Raw genomic sequence first — 20,353 nt, 5'->3', positions numbered from 1 at the left:
CATGCGGATTACCTCTGATTGAATCAGAGATATTATAGTATACAGTTAGCCTTGCTTGACCGGAGAAGAATAGATTGTAGGACTCGGCAAATCCTCCTCTACCTCTTGACCATGCAGGCGTACGCTCATTACCAGACCGATACTGGCCATGTTGATCAGGAGTGAGGTTCCCCCGAAGCTGATGAACGGCAGCGTAATCCCGGTCAGCGGCATCAGGCCGATGAAGGCACCGATATTCTCAAAAATCTGATACAGCATCATCGCGACAATGCCGACAATCAGGAACGGCCCTCCCCTGTCCTTGCACTCCAATGCAATCAGAATCATCCGGTGAATCAGGATAAAGTAGAGCAGCAGCACCAGCGCCGATCCGACAAAACCAAACTCCTCGGCAATCTGTACAAAAATCGAATCAGAATACGTATACGGCACGCGATCCGTCTGTACCGAGCTGCCCTCCATATAGCCTTCGCCGCTCATACCGCCGGAGGCTATGGCCATTTTGGCGTTTTTGGTATGATAGCTTGCCTTGGCCGTCGCTTCTTCCGGCACCAGCCACGGATCAAAGCGCTCTACCCAGTGGGAACGGCCGATATCTGTCAGGAAATCCTTGATTTCATCGTGGTAATGAATGTAGCTCATGATTCCGGCAGCCGCGCTTCCGCCAATAATTAACAGCCCGATCAGCGCGTGCGTGAACTTGATATTGCCGATCCAGAGGAGGCCAACAAGAATCACAATATAGGAGAGCGCATTCCCAAGGTCATTCTGGCTTAGTACGATCAAAAACGGCAATAGGCTCATTAGACCCAGCGGCACGACATCGCGCCAGAACAGCAGCTTATTCTTATTTTTGCGGACCAGCACCGCAGCCAGAAACAGGATCAGTATCAGCTTAAACAGCTCGGCGGGCTGGAGACTGAAGCTCCCGAATTTAATCCAGCCCTGCGCGCCATTCTGTTCTGTACCGATAAAGCTGACCAGCACCAGAATCCCAATGCCTGTAACGTAAACATATAGCGCATATTTAACAAGCAGACGATAATCCACGAAGGTGAGCCCAATGAAGGCGATGAAGCCCAGGATATAGAATTTGATCATTTTGATATGCGATCCGTCCAGCTTGTCGCGCCCGTGGGTAACGCTGTATATGGAGAAAATGCTGACTACCATCAGCAGCACAAGAATGACCAGGATGACGCCGTCTATCTTCTTAATCTTCTGAAGCATATTCTGTCTCCTTACTCAGTACTGGTTCCTCTTGTCACCTGGCCGCAGCCGCATACAGAGGTCCCGTCATTTCTATTGTAAAGGAAGGGGCAGCATAAATACAATTTCACCGTTTGGCGGTTTCTGCCTACTGGCAGCCGCATCCAGGACGGGGACGCTAGCGGGCGATCCCCAGCACATGCCGGGGAATTCCGGCGAGATCCTCGATCGTGATGATCTCGTTCCAGTGGCCGGCCGCCCCCAGCAGCTCAGCTACCTGCCCGGCCTGTCCCTGGCCGAGCTCGAAGCCGACCAGGCGCGGCGGAGCCGGGAGCAGCGGCAGCTGCTCCATCATGCGGCGGTAGGGATCAAGCCCGTCCCCGCCGCCGTCCAGAGCCGTGCGCGGCTCATGGTCGCGCACCTCGCGCTGCAGCCCGGCGATGTCGCCGCCGGGAATGTACGGCGGGTTGGAGACGAGAATATCCGTCTCCATCCCCGCGAACGGCTCGAGCAGATCGCCGAGCCGCAGGTCAACGGACGTGCCGAGCCGCTGCGCATTGCGCCCGGCCACGGCCAGCGCGCCGGGCGAGATGTCGCCAGCGCAGACCCGCCACGCCGGCGCTTCCGCCGCCAGCGTGACGGAGATCGCTCCGCTGCCGGCGCCGATGTCGACGGCGGTCAGCGGACGCACGACGCGCGGGCGCGCCGCCTCACTGCCCGCGGCTCTCTCCCCCGCGGGCCCATCGGCTTCTTGCGCGGCTTCGCTCCGCGCAGGCCCCGGCGCCTGACCGCCCGCGGCTCTTCCCCCCGCGGGCCCATCGGCTTCTTGCGCGGCTTCGCTCCGCACCGCAACCGTCCCGTCCGGCCACAGCTCCGCGCCGTAGCGCAGAATCGCCTCGACGAGCAGCTCCGTTTCCGGACGCGGAATCAGCACATCGGGCGTAACCTCGAAGGCTCGGCCGTAGAATTCCTGCTCGCCTATGATGTACTGCACCGGTTCACCCGCCGCCCGGCGGGTGACCAGTGTTTCCCATTGCGCCTTGAGCGCTGGCGGGAATGGATCAGCCAGCGCCATATAATATGCCGCTCCGGACAAGCCCAGCACATGCTCCAGCAGCAGCTGGCTGCTGCGCTGCGGCTCATTGCATCCGTGCCCGGCCAAAAAAGAAGAAGCCTCCGCAAAGGCTTCCCGGATGCTTTGCAATTCCGACATGACGTAAGAGTCGTGTTTCAAAGCATTATTCTCCTTTTTCCATCAATTCCGCTTGTTCCGCAATAGACAGTGCCGAGATGATCTCGGTGATATCTCCGTTCATGACCTGCTCCAGACGGTGCAGGGTAAGGCCGATCCGGTGATCCGTTACACGGCTCTGCGGGAAGTTGTAGGTACGGATACGCTCACTGCGGTCCCCGGTTCCTACTTTGCTCTTCCGTTCTCCGGAGTACTTGGCTTCTTCTTCCTGACGCTTCAGATCCGAGATACGGGCACGCAGCACCTGCAGCGCCTTCTCCTTATTGGAGTTCTGGGACTTGCCGTCCTGACAGGTAGCTACGATACCGGTAGGTACATGGGTTACACGCACCGCAGACTTGGTCGTATTAACGGATTGTCCGCCCGCGCCGCTGGAACAGAAGGTGTCGACACGGATGTCCTTATCATGAATTTCAATTTCGAATTCTTCCGCTTCCGGCATAACCGCAACGGTAGAAGTTGAAGTATGAATTCGTCCGCCGGATTCGGTTGTAGGAATACGCTGCACACGATGCGCACCGCTTTCGAACTTCATTTTGCTGTAAGCGCCGCGGCCGTTGATCAGGAAGATAACTTCCTTGAATCCGCCGAGATCGTTTGTGTTCACATCCATCAGCTCTACGCGCCAGCCCTGGGTATCGGCATAACGGGTATACATCCGGTACAGGTCAGAGGCAAACAATGCTGCTTCGTCCCCGCCGGCTGCGCCGCGGATTTCCACGATTACATTCTTATCATCATTAGGGTCTTTGGGGAGCAGGAGCAGACGGATCTTCTCCTCCAGAACCACCTGTCGCGAGGACAGGTCGTCGATCTCCATCTTGACCATTTCCTTCATTTCATCATCAAGCTTCTCAGCCTGCATCATCTTGGCGGCTTCGAGCTCTTCCATTACATTTTTATATTCGCTATACGCCTCAAAGGCGGGCTGCAAGTCGGATTGTTCTTTGGAATAGTCCCTCAGTTTCTTACTGTCGTTTGCAACATCCGGGTCACAAAGCAGTTCACTGAGTTTCTCATAGCGGTCCGCCAGGGATTGCAATCGGTCCAACAAGGGAATTCACCTCTCCTGATTCAAATTCTTCGGTTATACATACTTAACATTGTCGATACAACAAAAATAGATATACGACTTTATATTATACCACCACTCCAGCCAATTGGCTACAGTACAAAGCGCGGAATCAGGAAATCTTTTGAATCCTGAGCTGCGCCACCTTATGATGTAAAAGCTGCAGCCAAGTTATGCATCAGGCGCTTGTCCTGATTACAAAATAACCCGGTACTGAATAAATATCTGATGCCGCTCCCGGCCTCATTCCCATGGATATTAATAGTTGGAAAAACGTATCTTAATTTCGGTGTTTTGCAGCGTTAAAGGGAATTAATTGGATAAACGTCATTAAATTTCAGGCGTTTCCTCGAAAGTGATCTATTTGCTGAATATTAAGTGCCGTTTTTCCATCTACTGCCTGGCAAGGATCACTCTGTTCATAAGCAAGTGGAGATTATCCAACTGCTTTTCCGCCACAGGCGGCAGGCGGTAGCGACAGACCAGACGGTAGACCAGACCGCAGACGCTCGCCGTCCGCCACTGACCCAGCCGAACCCTTGTTCATCGTACCCCCGGCTTCTGAAGCCGCCTTTTCGGGTTTTCCACAAATAGGAGCTGACCCTTATCCTTATCCAAAATTCAAAAAGAAACCATCCAGCAAGTAATAAACTCTACTCTGGATGGCCTCTCTGCCCTACACTATAAATGGTCTATACGTTGAAGCGGAAATGCATAACGTCGCCGTCCTGCACCAGATATTCCTTGCCTTCCAGACGCAGCTGGCCGCGCTCTTTGGCACCGTTCATCGAGCCTGCTGCTACCAGATCCGTATAAGCTACAACTTCAGCCCGGATAAATCCGCGTTCGAAGTCCGTATGAATAACTCCGGCCGCTCCAGGTGCTTTGGTGCCTTTGCGGATAGTCCACGCACGGACTTCCTGCACGCCCGCTGTGAAATAGGTGTAGAGTCCGAGCAGTCTGTATGCTGCTTTGATCAGGCGGTTAAGCCCGGATTCCTGCAGACCCAGCTCTTCCAGGAACATCGCCTTGTCTTCGCCTTCCAGCTCGGCAATCTCAGCCTCCACCTTGGCACTGATCGGCACTACTTCAGCATTCTCAGCCGCTGCGAATTCGCGTACCTGCTTAACATACGGGTTCTCTTCAGCAGTCGCCACTTCATCCTCGCCCACGTTCGCCGCATACAGCACCGGCTTCAGGGTCAGCAGGTGAAGATCCCGCACGATCAGACGCTCGTCATCGGATAATTCCAGGCTGCGCGCAGGCTGATCCAGATAAAGAGCTTCCTTAACGCGCTCCAGTACTTCTACTTCCTGAGCGAATTTCTTGTCGCCGCCCTTGATGTTTTTGCGGGAACGCTCGATCTTCTTCTCGACGCTTTCGAGGTCAGCCAGAATCAGCTCCAGGTTGATCGTCTGGATGTCGCTGATCGGATTTACCTTGCCGTCAACATGGGTTACGTTCTCATCGACGAAGCAGCGGACCACATGAACAATAGCATCCACTTCCCGGATATGAGCCAGGAACTTGTTGCCCAGACCTTCGCCCTTGCTCGCACCGCGCACGAGTCCGGCAATATCTACGAATTCAAAAGCGGTCGGAACCGTCTTGTGCGGCTGCACCAGCTCGACCAGCTTATCCAAACGTTCGTCCGGTACTTCCACGACACCCACGTTAGGGTCAATGGTGCAGAAAGGATAGTTGGCGGATTCCGCCCCCGCTTGTGTTATAGCATTAAATAATGTCGATTTCCCAACATTGGGAAGTCCAACGATTCCAGCTTTCAAAGCCATTTATATGACAACTCCTATTTTCGGTTGAATTGATCACCGCATGAATTACCGTACTGATCTAAACCATTATATATTAGAACAAAACCTCCAGCAACAGCGGATGTCAAGGGAACGCCACCCCATAATGCGGAGCTTTAGCCTCGATGATTAATCAAATACTTTTGGGGGACCCAAAAACATGTAAATAATGTAAAAAACTCACAACACCATTCACCGCTATTTCCCGGCCCTGCACCTACAAAGTCTTCGACATCGTAATATCCGTAACCAGGAAGCCCATTTTTTTGTACAGCTCAAAAGCACGGTCATTCTGGCCAAAGACATGCAGTCCGATCCGGGTCACATTCATCTTCCGGGCTTCTTCATCTAATGCAGCCAGTGCCTGCTTGCCGTACCCCTTACTCTGGAAAGGTTCGAAAATATAAAAGTCATAGATGAACGCCTCCCGGATTCCCCGGTTCTCGTTCACATTAAACCAGATGTACCCGGCCTCAGCTTCACTCTCAGCCTCTACTATAGAATAGAGATAAGCTCCCTCTGTGTAGAGTCCTTTGGGCAGGAAACGTGTCATTTCTTCCTGGGACAATTTCATGGCGGTCTCAGCATCCCAGGCTCCGGCCTTTATTTTGTCCTCTGCGTAGTCACGGGTGGATTGTCTTAAGAAAAATTGAAAAGTCGATTCGTCCATTTGGACCAGTTTAATCATTGTTTTTTAGCCCTTCCTTTAATTCCATATTCATCGGGTTGCTTCTAGCGCCGGATAAGACGCGGGGTACCGCGCAGGGAAGCAAGATCCGGCGCGCCGATGCCGAACATGACCGTGCGCAGCTCCAGTTCAACCTGTGCCAGCGCCTGGTCCAGTGCCTCCTCGGAGCTGACGGCCGGACCCAGCAGATTCCGCCCGAAGCCGGCCAGATCGGCCCCAAGCGCCAGCGCCTTGGCGGCATCCACACCATGCTTCAGCCCGCCGCTGCCGATCAGCGCGCCGCGGGGCGAGATGGCCCGCACCTCTCCGATGCATTCCGCCGTGGGAATCCCCCAGTCCGCGAAGGCCTCCGCAGCCGCGCGCCGTACCGGGTCCGTACTGCGGAACTTCTCCACCTGGCTCCAGGATGTGCCGCCCGCACCTGCAACGTCGATAAAGGCAGCACCGGCATTATACAGCAGGGCTGCGGTTTCTCCGTCAATGCCCCAGCCTACCTCTTTGACACCTACCGGTATCTCAAGGTTACGGCATAACGCCTCTATCCGCTTCAGCAGGGAAGCGAACCCGGTATCTCCCTCCGGCTGGAATACCTCCTGCAGCCCGTTCAGATGCAGAACCAGCCAGTCTGCCCCGGCAATCTCTACCGCGCGGCGGCACTCTTCTACACCGAAGCCGTAGGAGAGCTGTACCGCCCCGACATTGGCTATAACCGGAATTGTGGGAGCCTTATCGCGCACATGAAAAGAAGCCGCCAGCTCTGCACGCTCTACAGCGGCGCGGACAGAACCCACGCCGAGGGCCCAGCCCCTGCGCTCGGCTGCTTCGGCGAGCCGGGCGTTAATGTGCCCGGTCGCCTCGCTTCCCCCGGTCATGGAGCTGATCAGCAGCGGTGTCCGCAGCTCCCGGCCGAGAAATTCCGTACCGAGCCTGATCTCCTCAAAGTCCAGCTCCGGCAGTGCGTTATGGCGGAACCTGTACTGCTCGAAGCCGGTTGTAATTCCGCTGCCGGCAACGTCTTCATTCAGGCAGAGCCGCACATGCTCAATCTTGCGCTCCCCGGTTCTGGAGTCAGGCAGCAGAGATTTATGTCCCTCAGTGCCTGCTGCCCGCGATGCTGACCCGTACTCTGTGCCCGGCTGCTGCTCCGGACTTCGCGGCACACCGTCCTGCGGCATATGATTCATGCTGTCTTCCTCCGTTCTACCCTGTATTCATATATGTCCGGTAGCGTGAGACGCTACTTATAGGCTTCTTAAGCACAAGTACATTTCATTATAGCACAACACCGCCCGGCAGTTGACACGGGCGGATTTCTTCTGTCTTTTATTGACTCCCGGCAATATACTCCCCCACCAGCCTTCCGGACAAGGATACAACTGGCGTCCCTCCTCCGGGATGTGTAGTTCCGCCGACGTACCAGAGCCCCTTAACGTCCCTGGAGCGGTTCCCCGGGCGGGAGAAGGTCTGCCGCGCTGAATTGGAGGATATCCCATAAATGGCCCCCCGGTGGGCGAGAGTATCGTCAGCGATATCCCGGGGGGTATAACGCTGCAGGACATCCGCTTGGGATAACCCTGTAATTCCATGGCCCTCCAGCACGGACAGCACACGTTCCCCGTAAGCAGCGGTTTCTTCGTTCCAGTCACAGGCAGGGCTCAGATACGGCGCATTGGCCAGTATAAAAAGATTGCTGCCGCCCGGCGGCGCCAGCTCAGGCTCGGAATAACCCGAGTGGCATACATAGACCGCAGGCTGCTGCGGAGGACGTTTATGCTCAAAGATATCCTTGAATTCCTGTTCATAATTCTCAGGGAAAAAAACCGTATGATGCAGCAGGGTATCATATCTGCGCGGCACTCCCGCCAGTGTCACCAGCCCGGACAAGGACGGCTCGTAGGCTTCAATCTTGCGGTCTGTCATGCCCGGACGGTTCTCTTCGGGCAGCAGCATACGGTTGATGCTCAGCACATCACCGCCGGCTATAACAGTCTTGGCCGGATAGAACCCTTGAGCCGTATCCACCCCTTCCACAGCGCCGGAAACTACCGAAATCCCCGTAACCTCGGTGCCTGTAACCAGCTGTACGCCCAGCTCCCGGGCAAGTGTAGTTAAGCCTTTGATCAGCTCATAGGTCCCGCCCCTGACACCGTAGACCCCTTCCCTGATCTCCAGATGTCCAAGCATCGCAAATATCGAAGGCGCACGGTACGGCGAGGAACCGACATATGTGGCATAACGTCCCAGCATAGCCAGGGTGTTCGGATGACTGAAATAACGGAGCAGCAGGGCATGAAGATTAAGAAAAGGCCTGACGCGCAGCAGGTCCCGTACAAGAGACGGCGATAATTTGTCCCGCCAGGACAGCAGCAGCCTGTTCAGGAACTGCTGCCCGCTGAGCTCGTATAGACGCGAGGCCTCGGCCAGAAAGTCTGGATAGCGCACAGCATCTTCAGGACTATAAGACGCAATTTGCTCCTGCATAGCCCCGATATTGCGGGAGAAATCAACAATTGAGCCGTCAGTAAATACATTGCGGGTTCGCGGCTCCAGTTCATACAGCCGGACATACTCCTCCATGCGGGTCCCGGCAAGCTCATACAACGAACGGAAGACATGCGGCATCGTAATGGTGCTCGGGCCACGGTCGAACATGTATCCTCCCGCTTCGACACGCTGCAGCTTGCCGCCCGGCTGCTGCTGCCGTTCCAGCACGGTTACTTCCCAGCCTTTGACGGCCAGTGTTACCGCACAGGACAGCCCTCCGAATCCGGCACCTATAATCACAGCCTTCGGTTTCATAAATAACGCCTACCTTTCCATTCGTAGCCCCCGCGGGACCGGCTTCCGCGCCAGGATGCCACGGCAATTAAGGACAAGCAGAGTATACCGGCCGGCAAAAGCAAACAGAACCAGACCGGCTGCCTGCCGCCCGCATCACTGGTCCGCTTGATGGCGATACCAGTCAGCACTGCAACAGCCGGCATAACTGCTGATGAAGGCTGTCCGGTCATGCAATAGTATAAGACTGCTGCAACCGGCAGCATATAGAGTGATAAATACATTGTAAGCACAGCCAGCAGAAGCACGGGGCTGCGGCCGGTACCGGCATAGATATTCTTGCGGTAGCCGTTCCACACTTCCCTGGCATTGTGATACATCCGCATTGAAGCATGACCGGTGATATCTGCGAGGATCACCGGTTCTCCTGCCCGCTTCACCGCACGGGCCAGCGCCATATCATCGACCAGTTCACCACGGATCGATTCATGCCCGCCGCAGCGTGCATAAGTATCCCGGTGGATCAGGATGAAGCCCCCATGTGCCGCAACAAAACGCGGGTCTCTTGAACCGCGGACGAGCGGAACCGGCAGGTGGCAGATGATCGTGAAGACCATCAGGGGAACTACCAGCCGCTCCAGCCATGTGCCGGTAACCTGGCGGGGAAATCCTGTGACCATGCCGCCGCCTTGAGCTTCGGCCGCAGTGAAGGCCGCCTCCAGAGCCAGCGGCTGCAACCGGACATCCGCATCCAGAAACAGCAGCCAGTCACCCTCTGCAGCCTCCGCCAGCTGGGCACAGGCATGGGATTTGCCCAGCCAGCCTTCCGGCAGCTCCCGTCCCCGCAGAACGGCTGCCCTGTCTCCAAGGATTGCAGCGGCAATCGCTCCTGTGCCGTCTGCCGAGGAATCATCCAGCACTCTTACTTCCACTTTCCTTCCACTGGAGCTGCAAGCCAGCACAGAGGTTAGGCAGTCCGCAATATTATCCGCTTCATTCCGTGCGGGGATCAGCACGGACAGGCGCCGTACTGCTGATGCTGCCGATACCGGATGTACTTCTGAAGCCTCTCGGCTAATCCCCGCGCCCAGCTTGGGAAGCTGCGCTGCATTCCACACCGCAAACAGCAGCTGGAGCAGCAGCACAACCGATATGATCTGTAAGACCGTGATCATCGGCTCCCCCTGCCCGGCCTCAGCATGTCAAGCCATTCATTGGTGGATCTTCCCCTCTTCAGAAGCGGCCTGAATTCTTCCGGCATGTAACCTTTATGATTAAGAATCCGATTGCGGTGTGCCTCCAGTTGTTCACCAAGCGCAGCCTCCAGGCTGCGGGCAATGTCTGAGCGGTCCATGTCGGCCCAAGGCAGCAGCTGCGGGGTTCCGGCGAGCAGTGTCGCTTCCGGTTTGGTATGGCGGAACAGGCCATGATATAGCGTTACCGGCACTACCGTAGTCAGCGGACTGAGACGCAGCACCAGTGCCGCCCCCTCTTTCAGGCTCAATGGACGATGCTCCAGCGGCAGGATCTCACCTTCCGGATACATCCAGACGCTCTCTCCCGCCTGCAGCAGTCCCGCTGTATAACGCAATGAAGCCCGCAAGTCTCCCGTACTGGCGGAGTTAATGGAGTAGGCGCCAAGCTTCCGGAAGAAGGCATATTTGCGCAGCTGCTCCTCTTCCATCATGAAGTAGTGCCTGCTTCCCGCCAATTTCCCTGCCGCGTGATAGGCGAGCAGGCCATCCCACCAGGAACTGTGATTCATGAGATAGAGAATGCCTCTGCCTTCGGCCGCTGCAGGCTGCAAATCCCCGCATATTCCGATGGAATGGAAATGCCTGCGCAGCAGATAAAATGAATTATAGCGGTAGAACAAGCGGTCAAAGCTTCCCGACTTGACGGCTTCCAGCATAACGCAAGCTCCCTTCCGCCAGAGCAGTGCCTAATCCGGCAATCACTGCACAAGCCGGCAGACCCTCTGTAAGACTGATAAGACCGAACAGAATCAGAATCGCCTGGTACAGACGGGTACCGCGGCGGGCCGCCAGGCAGGTAACCGGCACAGCCGGCAGCAGCATGGACAAGGCAGCGCCGGCAATCAGCCAGCCCCCGAAATTGCTCCAGGGCACCTGATAGAAGCCGCCGCCGCCCTCCCAGTGCCAGAAGTTTCTGGCATGGGCAACAGGATCAAGCACCAGATCCAGAAGCACCGTCCAGAAGCCAACCTGAACAGCCCGCAGCAGCCGCAAGAGCAAGCCGCGCTGCCCGAAATCATAGCTGATAAGTACGGCATTGCAGACGACAGCGATCCAGGCGAAGCCCAGCGTAACAGGCACGCCAAACAACAAAGGTTCGAGCACCGTAGAGTAGTGATACTCACCGAACAACCGGCCTGAATGAACGCCGACCCATTCGACTGCCATTCCTCCCATCCAGATCAGGCCTGCAGCACGCCACATGGAAAGTTTACGGCGGCGTTCAATAGATATGACTGACCAGTCAGACATGAAGGGCCAAGCCTGCCCGGAGGATAATAAATGCGCGGCATATGCACCATAAAAGACTAGAAACAAACCATTGGAAAAGCTCAGACTTTCCGGAATCCCAAACCAGATCAGCAGCAGAGCGCCGACTCCATACCAGATCCAAAATAGGGCTCTGATCATGATTACACCACCACGGTTGTGATACCGGTATAGCGCACCACCGTACGCCGGAACAGCTTGAGCTTGGCTTCATCGCTGACATAAGACCGCTTGTGGAATACGTCATAGCCGTCTGCCTCTACGGCATCAAGAATGGCGGCATAGAAGGCGGCAGCGAGTTCAATTGACATGCCGCTCTCCCAAGGATACGTATGCACATTCTCCAGGCCCTTTTCAAACCAGTGCAGCGCCTCCGCCCTAAGCTCCTGAAGCACAGCAATAAACGGCTCATTAACCTCTCCGGCTTCCAGCTCCTGCTGGCTGTAACCCTGTCGCTCCATAACCTCAAGCGGCACATATCTCCGCCCTCTCCGCAGGTCCTCGCCTACATCACGGATAATATTCACCAGCTGCATGCCTATACCCAGAGATATCCCTGCTGCCCGTGCCGCTTCATTCTGATCATCCCGCAGAACGGGCAGCAGCATTTCCCCTACAGTCCCTGCTACAAGATAGCAATAGCTCTTCAGCTGCTCCATCGTTTCGTACCGGGTGAAAGAGAGATCTCTGATCTGGCCTTCCATCTGCAGGTGAAAAGGCTCACGCTGAAGCTGCGGGAAGCTGCTGAACAGCCAGCGCAGCGCCGGCCAGATGAAATGTCCGTCCGCCTCCTCCAGATCCCTGAAATGCGCCTTCAGTTCATGAATACTGTACGGCGAGCTGTCAGGCTCATCCACACTGTCATCAATAATCCGGCAGAAGGCATAAATAACATGCACTGCCTCACGCCTGGGACTTGGCAGAAAATTAAAAGCCTTATAAAAGGAAGTAGACCCTTTCTTCATCAGTTCTTCACATTGCTGCAATATCCTTTCATTCATGACCGCTCATCTCCTTTATCAGTTCTTGAACTGCCAGCCTGGCTCCCTGCATCACAATCGGCACACCGCCGCCGGGATGGACAGATGCTCCTGCGGCATACAGGCCTTGGAGCGGATACGGCTTCGGTTGAGGCCGGAATACACCGGATTGGCTCAACATCGGGGCTATTCCGAAGCTCCCGCCCCCGTACATCCCTTCCTTACGGGCATCCCCCGGCGTTCTAAGCCTGCGCCAGACTATACTGGCTGTAAGCCCCGGGAATCCGCGCTTCTCAGCATCCCTTAGCACCTTGACGGCCAGTGCTTCGGCGATATCATCCCAATCCTTATCCGGTGCTGCCGGAACAGGGACAAGGAAATACAGTATACTTTCTCCGGGAGGAGCGGCACTGTCGTCCAGCACTACCGGGTTGAACACATAATATGAAGAATCAGCAGGGATCTGCCCGCGGTCAAACACCTCATGGAGACTGCTATCCAGACTATCCGGCAAGAAGAACTGGTGAACCTGAGACTGCGGCCAGCGCTTGGATACAGCTGCATAGATGAGCAGGCAGCCTGAGGAAGGTGTGAAGCTGCCGCGCCGGATCGGTTTATCAGTAGCGCTGCTTGTCTTATTTGTAGTTCCGGCCAGATTCTTGTCCCGCTTGAACACCCCGGATGGAAGCAGCTTCTCAATATGCGGGAAATCACCGTTGTACAGCACGGCATCATAGGTTATCTGCCGGCCTTGAACAACAACCCCGCGGCATCTTCCCCCTTCTACCATCAGGGAATCAACTTCTGTACTGGTATGAATCTGTACTCCGCGGCCCTCCAGCTCCCGGGCAATGATCTGCGGCAGGGTGCCGTATCCCCCCTTCAGCATCCAGATGCCGAAGGCATGCTCCGCGTAGGGAAGCATCGTATAGATTCCCGGTGTGCGGAAGGGGGCTCCGCCGATATACAGGCTCTGCAGGGAGAAGGCATCCCTTAGCTCCTCATTCCTGAAATATTGCCCGACAGCAGAGCGCAGACTTCGGTAAGCCCGCAGACGGACCATCAGCGACACATTGGCCGGGCTGAAAAATTCGCGCCCGTTCTTATAGCCTCTCTCCAGAAACGAAGCCCTGCCCTTTGGATACAAGTGTGACATATCTTCCATAAACCGCAGGAAGCCCTTACCTTCTCCGGGATACAGCCGGTCAATCTCCTCTGCCTGCTCTGCGGCCCCCGCGAATTTGGTCAGCACGCGCCCGCTCCTGAAGTGAACCCGGTAAAGCGGATCACAGCGCAGCAGCTCCAGACTTCCGCGCGGCAGCCCGCCTTCCTCCAGAATATCCAGAAGCATCTCCGGCAGCAGCACAATGGTAGGCCCGCGGTCTATCCGGTAGCCGCCTTCTTCTTCAAAGGCAACGCGCCCACCCACCTGCTCTGCGCGCTCGTACATTACAACCTCATGCCCCTGCCGGGTAAGCAGCAGCGCTGCGGTCAGCCCGCCGATTCCGCTGCCCACAACGGCTACGCGGCTCATAGCGGAACCCCCGCGCCCGCGCCGGGAGCGCCGGCCGGCACGGGGAAGCTGCCCCGCAGGGCCTGGTCATGCTCCCGCAGCAGCCGCGCACTGATCTTCGCCGACTCGAAGATCGTCGGCAAACCGCTGCCCGGATGGGTTCCGCCTCCGACCAGCCAGATGCCGCGCACCTCCTCGAAGGTGTTATGCGGCCGCAAATGCATCATCTGCCCCAGATTATGGGCCAGATTAAAGGTTGCGCCGTTATATACATTCAGCTTGTTCTGCCAGTCCAGCGGAGAGAAGAATAAGCTCTCTTCCACCCGCCCGGTTATTCCCGCAAGCTGGGGAATCTGCTCCAGGCGCTCCATCATCCGCGCTTCAACTTCCGCACTCGTCTGCTGCCAGTTGACCTCTGCACTCAGATTAGGCACCGGCATCAGCACATAGAGTGAAGACTTGCCCGGCGGCGCCAGCGTCTTATCGATAACCGACGGATTATGGACGTATATGGAAGGATCTTCGGATAATACCCCAAGCTTAGTAATTTCTTCGACATTACGCCGGTAATCGGCGGAGAAATGAACCGAATGATGACCAAGGTCCACCTCCCCATCGATACCCAGATACAGCATGGCTGTTGAACAGGAGTATCTTTTCCGGGCAACCTTGCGGGGGGTGTATTTCTTCAGAATGCCGGGCTCGAACAGCTGCGTCATCGCAGAGCCGAAGTCGGCCCCGATCACAACGTAATCCGCTTCCACCCGCTCCCCGTTCTCCAGCAGCAATCCTGCCGCATGCCCGTTCTTGACCACTATGCGCTTCACTCCGCTGGAGGTGTGCACATGCCCGCCATATTCCTGAATCACCTCAGACATCGCCTGAAGGACACGGTTAATTCCGCCTATCGGATGGTACAAGCCGTAACGGTGCTCCATATAGGACAGGATCGTGAACGTACCGGGACATTCCCAGGGCGACATTCCCAGATATTTGGCCTGAAAGGTAAACGAGAACCGCAGCCGTTCATCATCAAAATACCGGGACAGCCGGTTGTATACATTATCTGCGGCGTTCAGCTTAGGCAACGCGTGCAGTACATCTCTTTTCATATAGTCACCCAGGGATTGAAACGGACGCTGCAGCAGCGGAATGACTCGCTCCAGCTTGTCGGCTTCATCGGCCATAAACCGGCGGTAGCCGCTCCCGTTGCCGGGAAACAGCCGCTCAATCTCTCCGGCAGTCTGCTCCTGGTCCGTAGAAGGCGTAAATACGGTATCTCCGAAATGCAGTGAATACAGCGGGTCAAGCGGCTTCAAGGACACATAATCATGCACGGAACGTCCTGCCAGGGCGAACAGCTCCTCCAGCAGATGCGGCATCATCAAAAAGGTAGCACCCCGGTCAAAACGGTAGCTGCCCAGCTTGAGCTCTCCCGATCTTCCGCCAACTGTATCCTGCTTCTCATAGAGATCCACTGCGTAGCCTTCGGCGGCCAGCAGCATAGCTGCGGCCAGTCCGCCTGGTCCAGCGCCTATAATTGCAACTTTCGCGGTACGTTTGGGTCCAGTCAAGCGCCTTCCTCCTTATAGCTGTCTGTCTTGAGGCAGATAACTCTTTTCAAACATTATACAAAAACTATACAATTATGATACAAATATCATACATACTTTACCGCGCCATGTAAATATCAGCAATCCGACTTCCAATAATTAGAGTTCCCAGCCTGTAAAAGCAAAAAAGAACCGGCCGGCCCTCAAGGGGTACCGATCGGTTCTAAAAGCTACATTCTATGCTTCATTCGGGCAAACTCCCGGTCAAACCAGGCTTGCCACTGCTCCGGAGGCTCATCCAGCTTATAAGTCGCCCTGGTGGCCTCAGGACCGGCCGTTTCATATCCTTTGCCGCCGACAATAAATTGCAGGTCCGGATGCATGCTGCCGAGCCGTCCAAGCAAATCTTCACAGTACGGTACAAGCTCTTCATCCGTAACGGACAGACAGACTGCCCCGATCCGGCCTTGCTTCTCCAGCATATCCATAACACCTTCCTCCGGCGTATTGGCCCCCAGGTAAATGACCTCAACCCCGTTCTTACGCAGGAAAAGCGAGAACAGCAGCAGCCCTATCTGATGATGCTCTCCCGCCGGACAAAAGGCGAGCACCTTCGGCAAATGCGCATAGACGGGAAACACATGAAAAAACTGGGACAGCCGGTTAGAGATCATATGCGTCATATAATGCTCCTGGGCTACCGTTGCCGTCCCTTCTTCCCAGGCATCGCCAACCTTGACCAGCACCGGCACAAGCACCTGATATACCATAGCCTCATAGCCGTATAATGAGAACCCGAAATCAATTAATGCATCCGCCCGCTCGCCCTGGATTTCGTGCAGGGCTGTATAGATCTGCTGCTTCATTTTGTCAATGGCATCTCTGGGGTCGCCGCCCGCCGCGTTCAGACGTTCATCCAGATGTTTCTGCTTACGCATCTTCAGCATCCGCACGGCATGGGAAATACTGATGCCCTGCTTGTCCGTCTGTTCCTTCAACCAGCGAAGGTCCTCGATATTCTCCTGGCTGTACAGCCTGTAGCCCGATTCGGTACGTTCCGGAACAACAGCCTGGTACCTGTTCTCCCATGCCCGCAGAGTGACCGAAGGAATATCGAGCATTTCGACGACCTGTTTGATGGAATACACGATGTATCTCACACTCTTTTCCTATTTACACTGAATACTTCTGAAGATTCAAACCTTATACAAATTATTTACACTCATTATACATTTGCTTCTGCTGTATGTCATTAGAACTGTATAACCCTGCTTTACAGGAATGATACGGTATAAATCCGGCGATTTTAGCAAAAATAGATCTTTCAGATGATTTTGCAGTCAACTGCTTCACTTCTCCTCAGCGGGCGTTAATAGGTAGTTACAATGCCGGCGCCAAGACCTACGGACTCTGGCTCCGCAGCACCCAGGAGGATCATCCCATGAATCAAGGCAGCCGCTCCATTACACCCGAACAGTCGCAGCTAATTATAGCTTCCGGTGCGGTTACGTCACCCCGCAAGCGGAAACCGCAGTTTATTCTGCGCCGCCGCTCCAAGATACTGATTGCCGTCATCCTTCTCCTAATATGGTTAGCCGGGGTAATGATCTTCCAGACCCATAAACCGCTGCCTCCCGGGCTTTCCGTGGAGAGTCCTGCGTATAAGGTGGAGAATGTAGCCTTCTGGCACGACTTGACCTATCAGGACAGCAGCGGGGCCGAAGCAAGAGAAGAACAGATTCTCCCGAGAATTCTGCAGATTATTGGAGAAGCCAGAGAATTCCTCGTAATCGACCTGTTCCTGTTCAATGACTATACCCACACTGACCAGCAGTTCCCAGCAGTCAGCCAGGAGCTTACCGATAAGCTTATCGCCCAGAAAGCCGCCTATCCCGGGATGGAGATCGTCTTCATTACTGATGAGGTGAATACGAATTACAGCTCTGCGCCCAATCATCTGCTGGAAGAGATGAAAGCCGCCGGAATCAAGGTTATTATGACGGATGTGGATACACTGCGTGACTCGACCCCGGCCTACTCCGCTGTATGGCGGACCTTCATTCAGTGGTTCGGACAATCCGGCAAGGGCTGGATTCCCAATCTTATGGCCAGCGGAGGGCCTGATATCACTGCGCGTTCGTATCTCAAGCTGCTCAATGTCAAAGCCAATCACCGCAAAGTGGTGCTCAGTGAGAACACCGCGCTGATCTCTTCGGGGAATGTGCATGACGCCAGCGCCTATCACTCTAACATTGCCCTGGAGGTGCAGGGTCCGATTCTGGCTGACATTCTGCAGAGTGAGCAGGCTGCCGCGAACCTCTCGGAAGCGGGCCCTTTGCTGAGCAGGACACCGGACTTCAAGCAGCAAGCCCTCCCCGCCGGGGAGCCGCAGCTCGAGGTCCGCTATTTAACCGAAGGCAAGGTGTACAAGTACGCTCTGGATGATATCAAGGCAACAGGGCAGGGGGATGTCATCTGGATGGGTATGTTCTATCTGGCGGACGACGGAATTATTGATGCCCTGCTGGCGGCTGACGCTCGCGGCGCTGAAGTAAGGCTCCTGCTGGATCCCAATCAGAATGCCTTCGGACGGGACAAAATCGGTATCCCGAACCGCCCGGTTGCGATGGAATTGAACCGGAAGTCTAAGGGGAATATCGCAATCCGCTGGTACAATACGGGTAAGGAGCAGTATCACAGCAAGCTGTTGTTCATCGCCAAGGCAGCCGGCAACTCCATCGTTCTGGGCGGATCAACGAATTTCACGGCCCGTAATCTGGACGACTACAATCTGGAGAATAACCTTTGGGTATCCGTGCCGCAGGGGCAGCCGCTATATGCTGAAATGGAGAGCTACTTCAACCGTTTGTGGAATAACGAGGGAGCCGAGTACAGCCTGCCGCTGAAGGAATATCAGAGTGAAATTACATGGATTAAGTATCTCCTCTACCGGATGCAGACCCGCCTCGGGCTCACTACCTTCTGAATATGCCCAAGCAGAAACCTGTAAATTCTTCTATTGGGACAAATAAATATCACCCTAATGGTGAATCAGCTGGAGCTTATGCGGTGTGCGCGGCCTGTGCAGCTAATGTAGATTTAAGGCCAACTCGTATTGCTCCATTCGGGCGACTTCTGGGGTAGCCCCTGTAAATTCAGGTGCACTAATGCTCATCATTTGCTCCTTTGGGCCGCATCTGCGGGAATTAGAGGGATTTTTCCCTTTGATTTTCCTAAATCGCCCTCTTTTGGTGGAATTAGAAGGATTTTTCCCTTTAATTTACCCATATCGCCCACTTTCGGCAGAATTAGAGGGATTTTTCCCTTTAATTTACCCATATCGCCCACTTTCGGCGGATTCAGAGTGATTACTGGAATATCATAAGTCCCTAAATAAGAACAAAAGACCGCCGGAGAGCAGCAGCTCCATCCGGTGGTCTTTTTTAGATTCCCTTACTACAGCAGCGGAGACATCAGGCGGGCTGCCGATTCCAGCAGCCGCTCCAGCAGCCTTTTATCCATGAAGGTCTCATGGACAATCTGCCGCGTGGACAGCAGGTCACGCTCGAAGTCTGCGACAATACGCGAGACACTCTCGGTCTGCAGCAGCAGCGCATTCACCTCGAAGTTCAGGTGGAAGCTGCGCATATCCATGTTGGCTGTGCCGATGGTAGCAATCTCCCCATCCGCAATCAGCAGCTTCGAGTGGATGAAGCCCTTCTCATATTCATAGATCTTCACCCCGGATTCCAGCAGTGCCGGGAAGTAGGAATGCGAAGCCAGGAACGGAATCCACTTATCCGGCTTGGCCGGGAACAGCAGACGGACATCCAGACCCGACATCGCCGCCACACGCAGCGCGGTCAGGATATCCTCATCGGGGATGAAGTAGGGGCTGGCGATCCAGACTGACTTTTCCGCCGAGGCAATCATGGAGAAAAAGATATTCTTGAGTGCACGCCGCTCGTTATCCGGTCCGCTGGCAATAATCTGGACCGCTCCGTCGCCGGTCGTGAAGCGCAGCTGCGGGGAGAGGTAATCCTGCTCTAATATTTTCTCACCGGTGGTGTGCATCCAGTCCTGCAGGAAGATAATCTGCATCGTCCGCACCGCTTCACCTCTCAGCAGCATATGCGTATCCCGCCAGAAGCCGTAAGTCTTACTCCGGCTCAAATATTCATCGCCAACATTAAGTCCGCCCATGAATCCCACATCGCCGTCGATGACAACAATTTTGCGGTGATTCCGGTAATTCACCCGGCTGGAGAAAAAGGAGGTTGAGTTGCCATAGGCAGCCACCTGAACGCCGGCATCACTGAGCTCCTTAAGGAAGGCCTTGGACAGCTGAATACTTCCGACCGCATCATACATAAACCGGACAGCTACGCCCGCCCGGGCTTTCTCGATCAGAATCTGCTGTATGCGTGTCCCAATATGATCCGCCCGGAAAATATAGTATTCCATATGGATATGATGCTGGGCCTGACGCAGCTCGAGCAGCAGGGTCCCGAAGGTTTCTTCACCGTTGGTCAGGATACGCGTCTCTGAATTGAAGGAAATCGGCGTACGTCCCAGTCTCTGCGACAATCCCAGCAGCTTTTGGCGCCCGGGACTGAACACTGACCAATCCTGGTGCATGCGCAGCGCGTCATTCTCAATCCGTTCATAGGCCATCAGGTCGCGCTGGGCCTTCTTATCGTATTTGCGCCGTTTGAACACATTCTGTCCGAACAGAAAATAGAAAACGAGTCCCAGCACCGGAATCAAGGCCAGCAGCAGAATCCAGGACATTGTGGTAGAAGGGTTACGGTTCTCCATGAAGATACCCAGCCCGATAGAGATAACCGTCAATGTGGAGAAAATACTGATGATCGTTCCGGCCGTACTGCCAAAAATACCAAATCCAAAGTAATAAAAAGCCAGCATAGCCCCTATGATGACTAAAGCCTGCAGTCCTCTTCTCATATGCAAC

The 20,353-nt window shown here is 55.1% G+C and carries 17 protein-coding genes; 1 reads left to right on the top strand and 16 read right to left on the bottom strand.

Annotated features, from left to right (window positions below; genetic code table 11):
- Positions 1-45 precede the first annotated feature (45 nt).
- The 14 genes from NYE33_RS06460 to NYE33_RS06395 form a co-directional block, all read right to left on the bottom strand.
- Entirely contained in the window at positions 46-1,230 is a 1,185-nt protein-coding gene (locus tag NYE33_RS06460) for an FtsW/RodA/SpoVE family cell cycle protein (RefSeq protein WP_042140260.1), read from the bottom strand.
- A 157-nt stretch (positions 1,231-1,387) separates the two neighbouring features.
- The gene (locus NYE33_RS06455; RefSeq protein WP_341065172.1) at positions 1,388-2,443 is read right to left on the bottom strand and encodes a N5-glutamine methyltransferase family protein; all 1,056 of its coding nucleotides are present in this window, start codon (positions 2,441-2,443) and stop codon (positions 1,388-1,390) included.
- Positions 2,444-2,447: 4 nt separating this feature from the next.
- On the bottom strand, positions 2,448-3,515 hold the full coding sequence (gene prfA / locus NYE33_RS06450; protein ID WP_039309100.1) for a peptide chain release factor 1: 1,068 nt from the start codon (positions 3,513-3,515) through the stop codon (positions 2,448-2,450).
- A gap of 710 nt (positions 3,516-4,225) precedes the next feature.
- Positions 4,226-5,326 carry a redox-regulated ATPase YchF gene (ychF, locus tag NYE33_RS06445; protein WP_341065170.1) on the bottom strand — a complete coding sequence of 367 codons (1,101 nt, stop codon included), beginning with the start codon at positions 5,324-5,326 and terminating at the stop codon, positions 4,226-4,228.
- A gap of 235 nt (positions 5,327-5,561) precedes the next feature.
- Complete coding sequence (locus NYE33_RS06440; RefSeq protein ID WP_336103465.1) at positions 5,562-6,032, bottom strand: GNAT family N-acetyltransferase; 471 nt, start codon at positions 6,030-6,032, stop codon at positions 5,562-5,564.
- Between the two features lie 44 nt (positions 6,033-6,076).
- Positions 6,077-7,216: a type 2 isopentenyl-diphosphate Delta-isomerase gene (gene fni / locus NYE33_RS06435; protein ID WP_341065168.1), complete on the bottom strand. Its 1,140-nt coding sequence runs from the start codon at positions 7,214-7,216 to the stop codon at positions 6,077-6,079.
- Between the two features lie 139 nt (positions 7,217-7,355).
- Positions 7,356-8,831 carry a phytoene desaturase family protein gene (locus NYE33_RS06430; protein WP_341065166.1) on the bottom strand — a complete coding sequence of 492 codons (1,476 nt, stop codon included), beginning with the start codon at positions 8,829-8,831 and terminating at the stop codon, positions 7,356-7,358.
- The gene (locus NYE33_RS06425) at positions 8,828-9,985 is read right to left on the bottom strand and encodes a glycosyltransferase (protein WP_341065164.1); all 1,158 of its coding nucleotides are present in this window, start codon (positions 9,983-9,985) and stop codon (positions 8,828-8,830) included. Before NYE33_RS06425 ends, NYE33_RS06430 begins: the two co-directional genes overlap by 4 nt.
- Entirely contained in the window at positions 9,982-10,722 is a 741-nt protein-coding gene (locus tag NYE33_RS06420; protein ID WP_042140265.1) for a lysophospholipid acyltransferase family protein, read from the bottom strand. Before NYE33_RS06420 ends, NYE33_RS06425 begins: the two co-directional genes overlap by 4 nt.
- A complete protein-coding gene (locus NYE33_RS06415) occupies positions 10,691-11,476 on the bottom strand; it encodes a carotenoid biosynthesis protein (protein WP_341065162.1) in 786 nt (261 codons plus the stop codon). Before NYE33_RS06415 ends, NYE33_RS06420 begins: the two co-directional genes overlap by 32 nt.
- A 2-nt stretch (positions 11,477-11,478) precedes the next feature.
- A complete protein-coding gene (locus tag NYE33_RS06410; RefSeq protein ID WP_042140267.1) occupies positions 11,479-12,336 on the bottom strand; it encodes a phytoene/squalene synthase family protein in 858 nt (285 codons plus the stop codon).
- Entirely contained in the window at positions 12,329-13,849 is a 1,521-nt protein-coding gene (locus tag NYE33_RS06405; protein ID WP_341065160.1) for a phytoene desaturase family protein, read from the bottom strand. The genes NYE33_RS06410 and NYE33_RS06405 overlap by 8 nt, the downstream gene beginning before the upstream one ends.
- Positions 13,846-15,402 (bottom strand): phytoene desaturase family protein, encoded by a 1,557-nt coding sequence (locus NYE33_RS06400; RefSeq protein ID WP_076246029.1) that lies wholly within the window; start codon positions 15,400-15,402, stop codon positions 13,846-13,848. Before NYE33_RS06400 ends, NYE33_RS06405 begins: the two co-directional genes overlap by 4 nt.
- A 209-nt stretch (positions 15,403-15,611) precedes the next feature.
- The gene (locus tag NYE33_RS06395) at positions 15,612-16,541 is read right to left on the bottom strand and encodes a MerR family transcriptional regulator (RefSeq protein WP_340948753.1); all 930 of its coding nucleotides are present in this window, start codon (positions 16,539-16,541) and stop codon (positions 15,612-15,614) included.
- A 281-nt stretch (positions 16,542-16,822) separates the two neighbouring features.
- Here NYE33_RS06395 and NYE33_RS06390 point away from each other — a divergent pair, with 281 nt between their 5' ends.
- Entirely contained in the window at positions 16,823-18,367 is a 1,545-nt protein-coding gene (locus tag NYE33_RS06390) for a phospholipase D family protein (RefSeq protein WP_341065158.1), read from the top strand.
- A gap of 188 nt (positions 18,368-18,555) precedes the next feature.
- Here the strand turns inward: NYE33_RS06390 and NYE33_RS06385 are convergent, their stop codons facing one another.
- Positions 18,556-18,720, bottom strand: coding sequence for a hypothetical protein (locus tag NYE33_RS06385; RefSeq protein WP_341065156.1), 165 nt, complete (start codon positions 18,718-18,720; stop codon positions 18,556-18,558).
- 117 nt (positions 18,721-18,837) lie between these two features.
- Positions 18,838-20,346, bottom strand: coding sequence for a cardiolipin synthase (cls, locus tag NYE33_RS06380; protein ID WP_042140271.1), 1,509 nt, complete (start codon positions 20,344-20,346; stop codon positions 18,838-18,840).
- Positions 20,347-20,353 lie beyond the last annotated feature (7 nt).

Origin of the sequence: Paenibacillus sp. FSL R10-2199, assembly GCF_038000235.1 — a bacterium.
GTDB lineage: Bacteria > Bacillota > Bacilli > Paenibacillales > Paenibacillaceae > Paenibacillus_AQ > Paenibacillus_AQ phytohabitans.
Note: the sequence above shows the minus strand (reverse complement) of the source record. Positions and strands in the feature narration are given on the sequence as shown.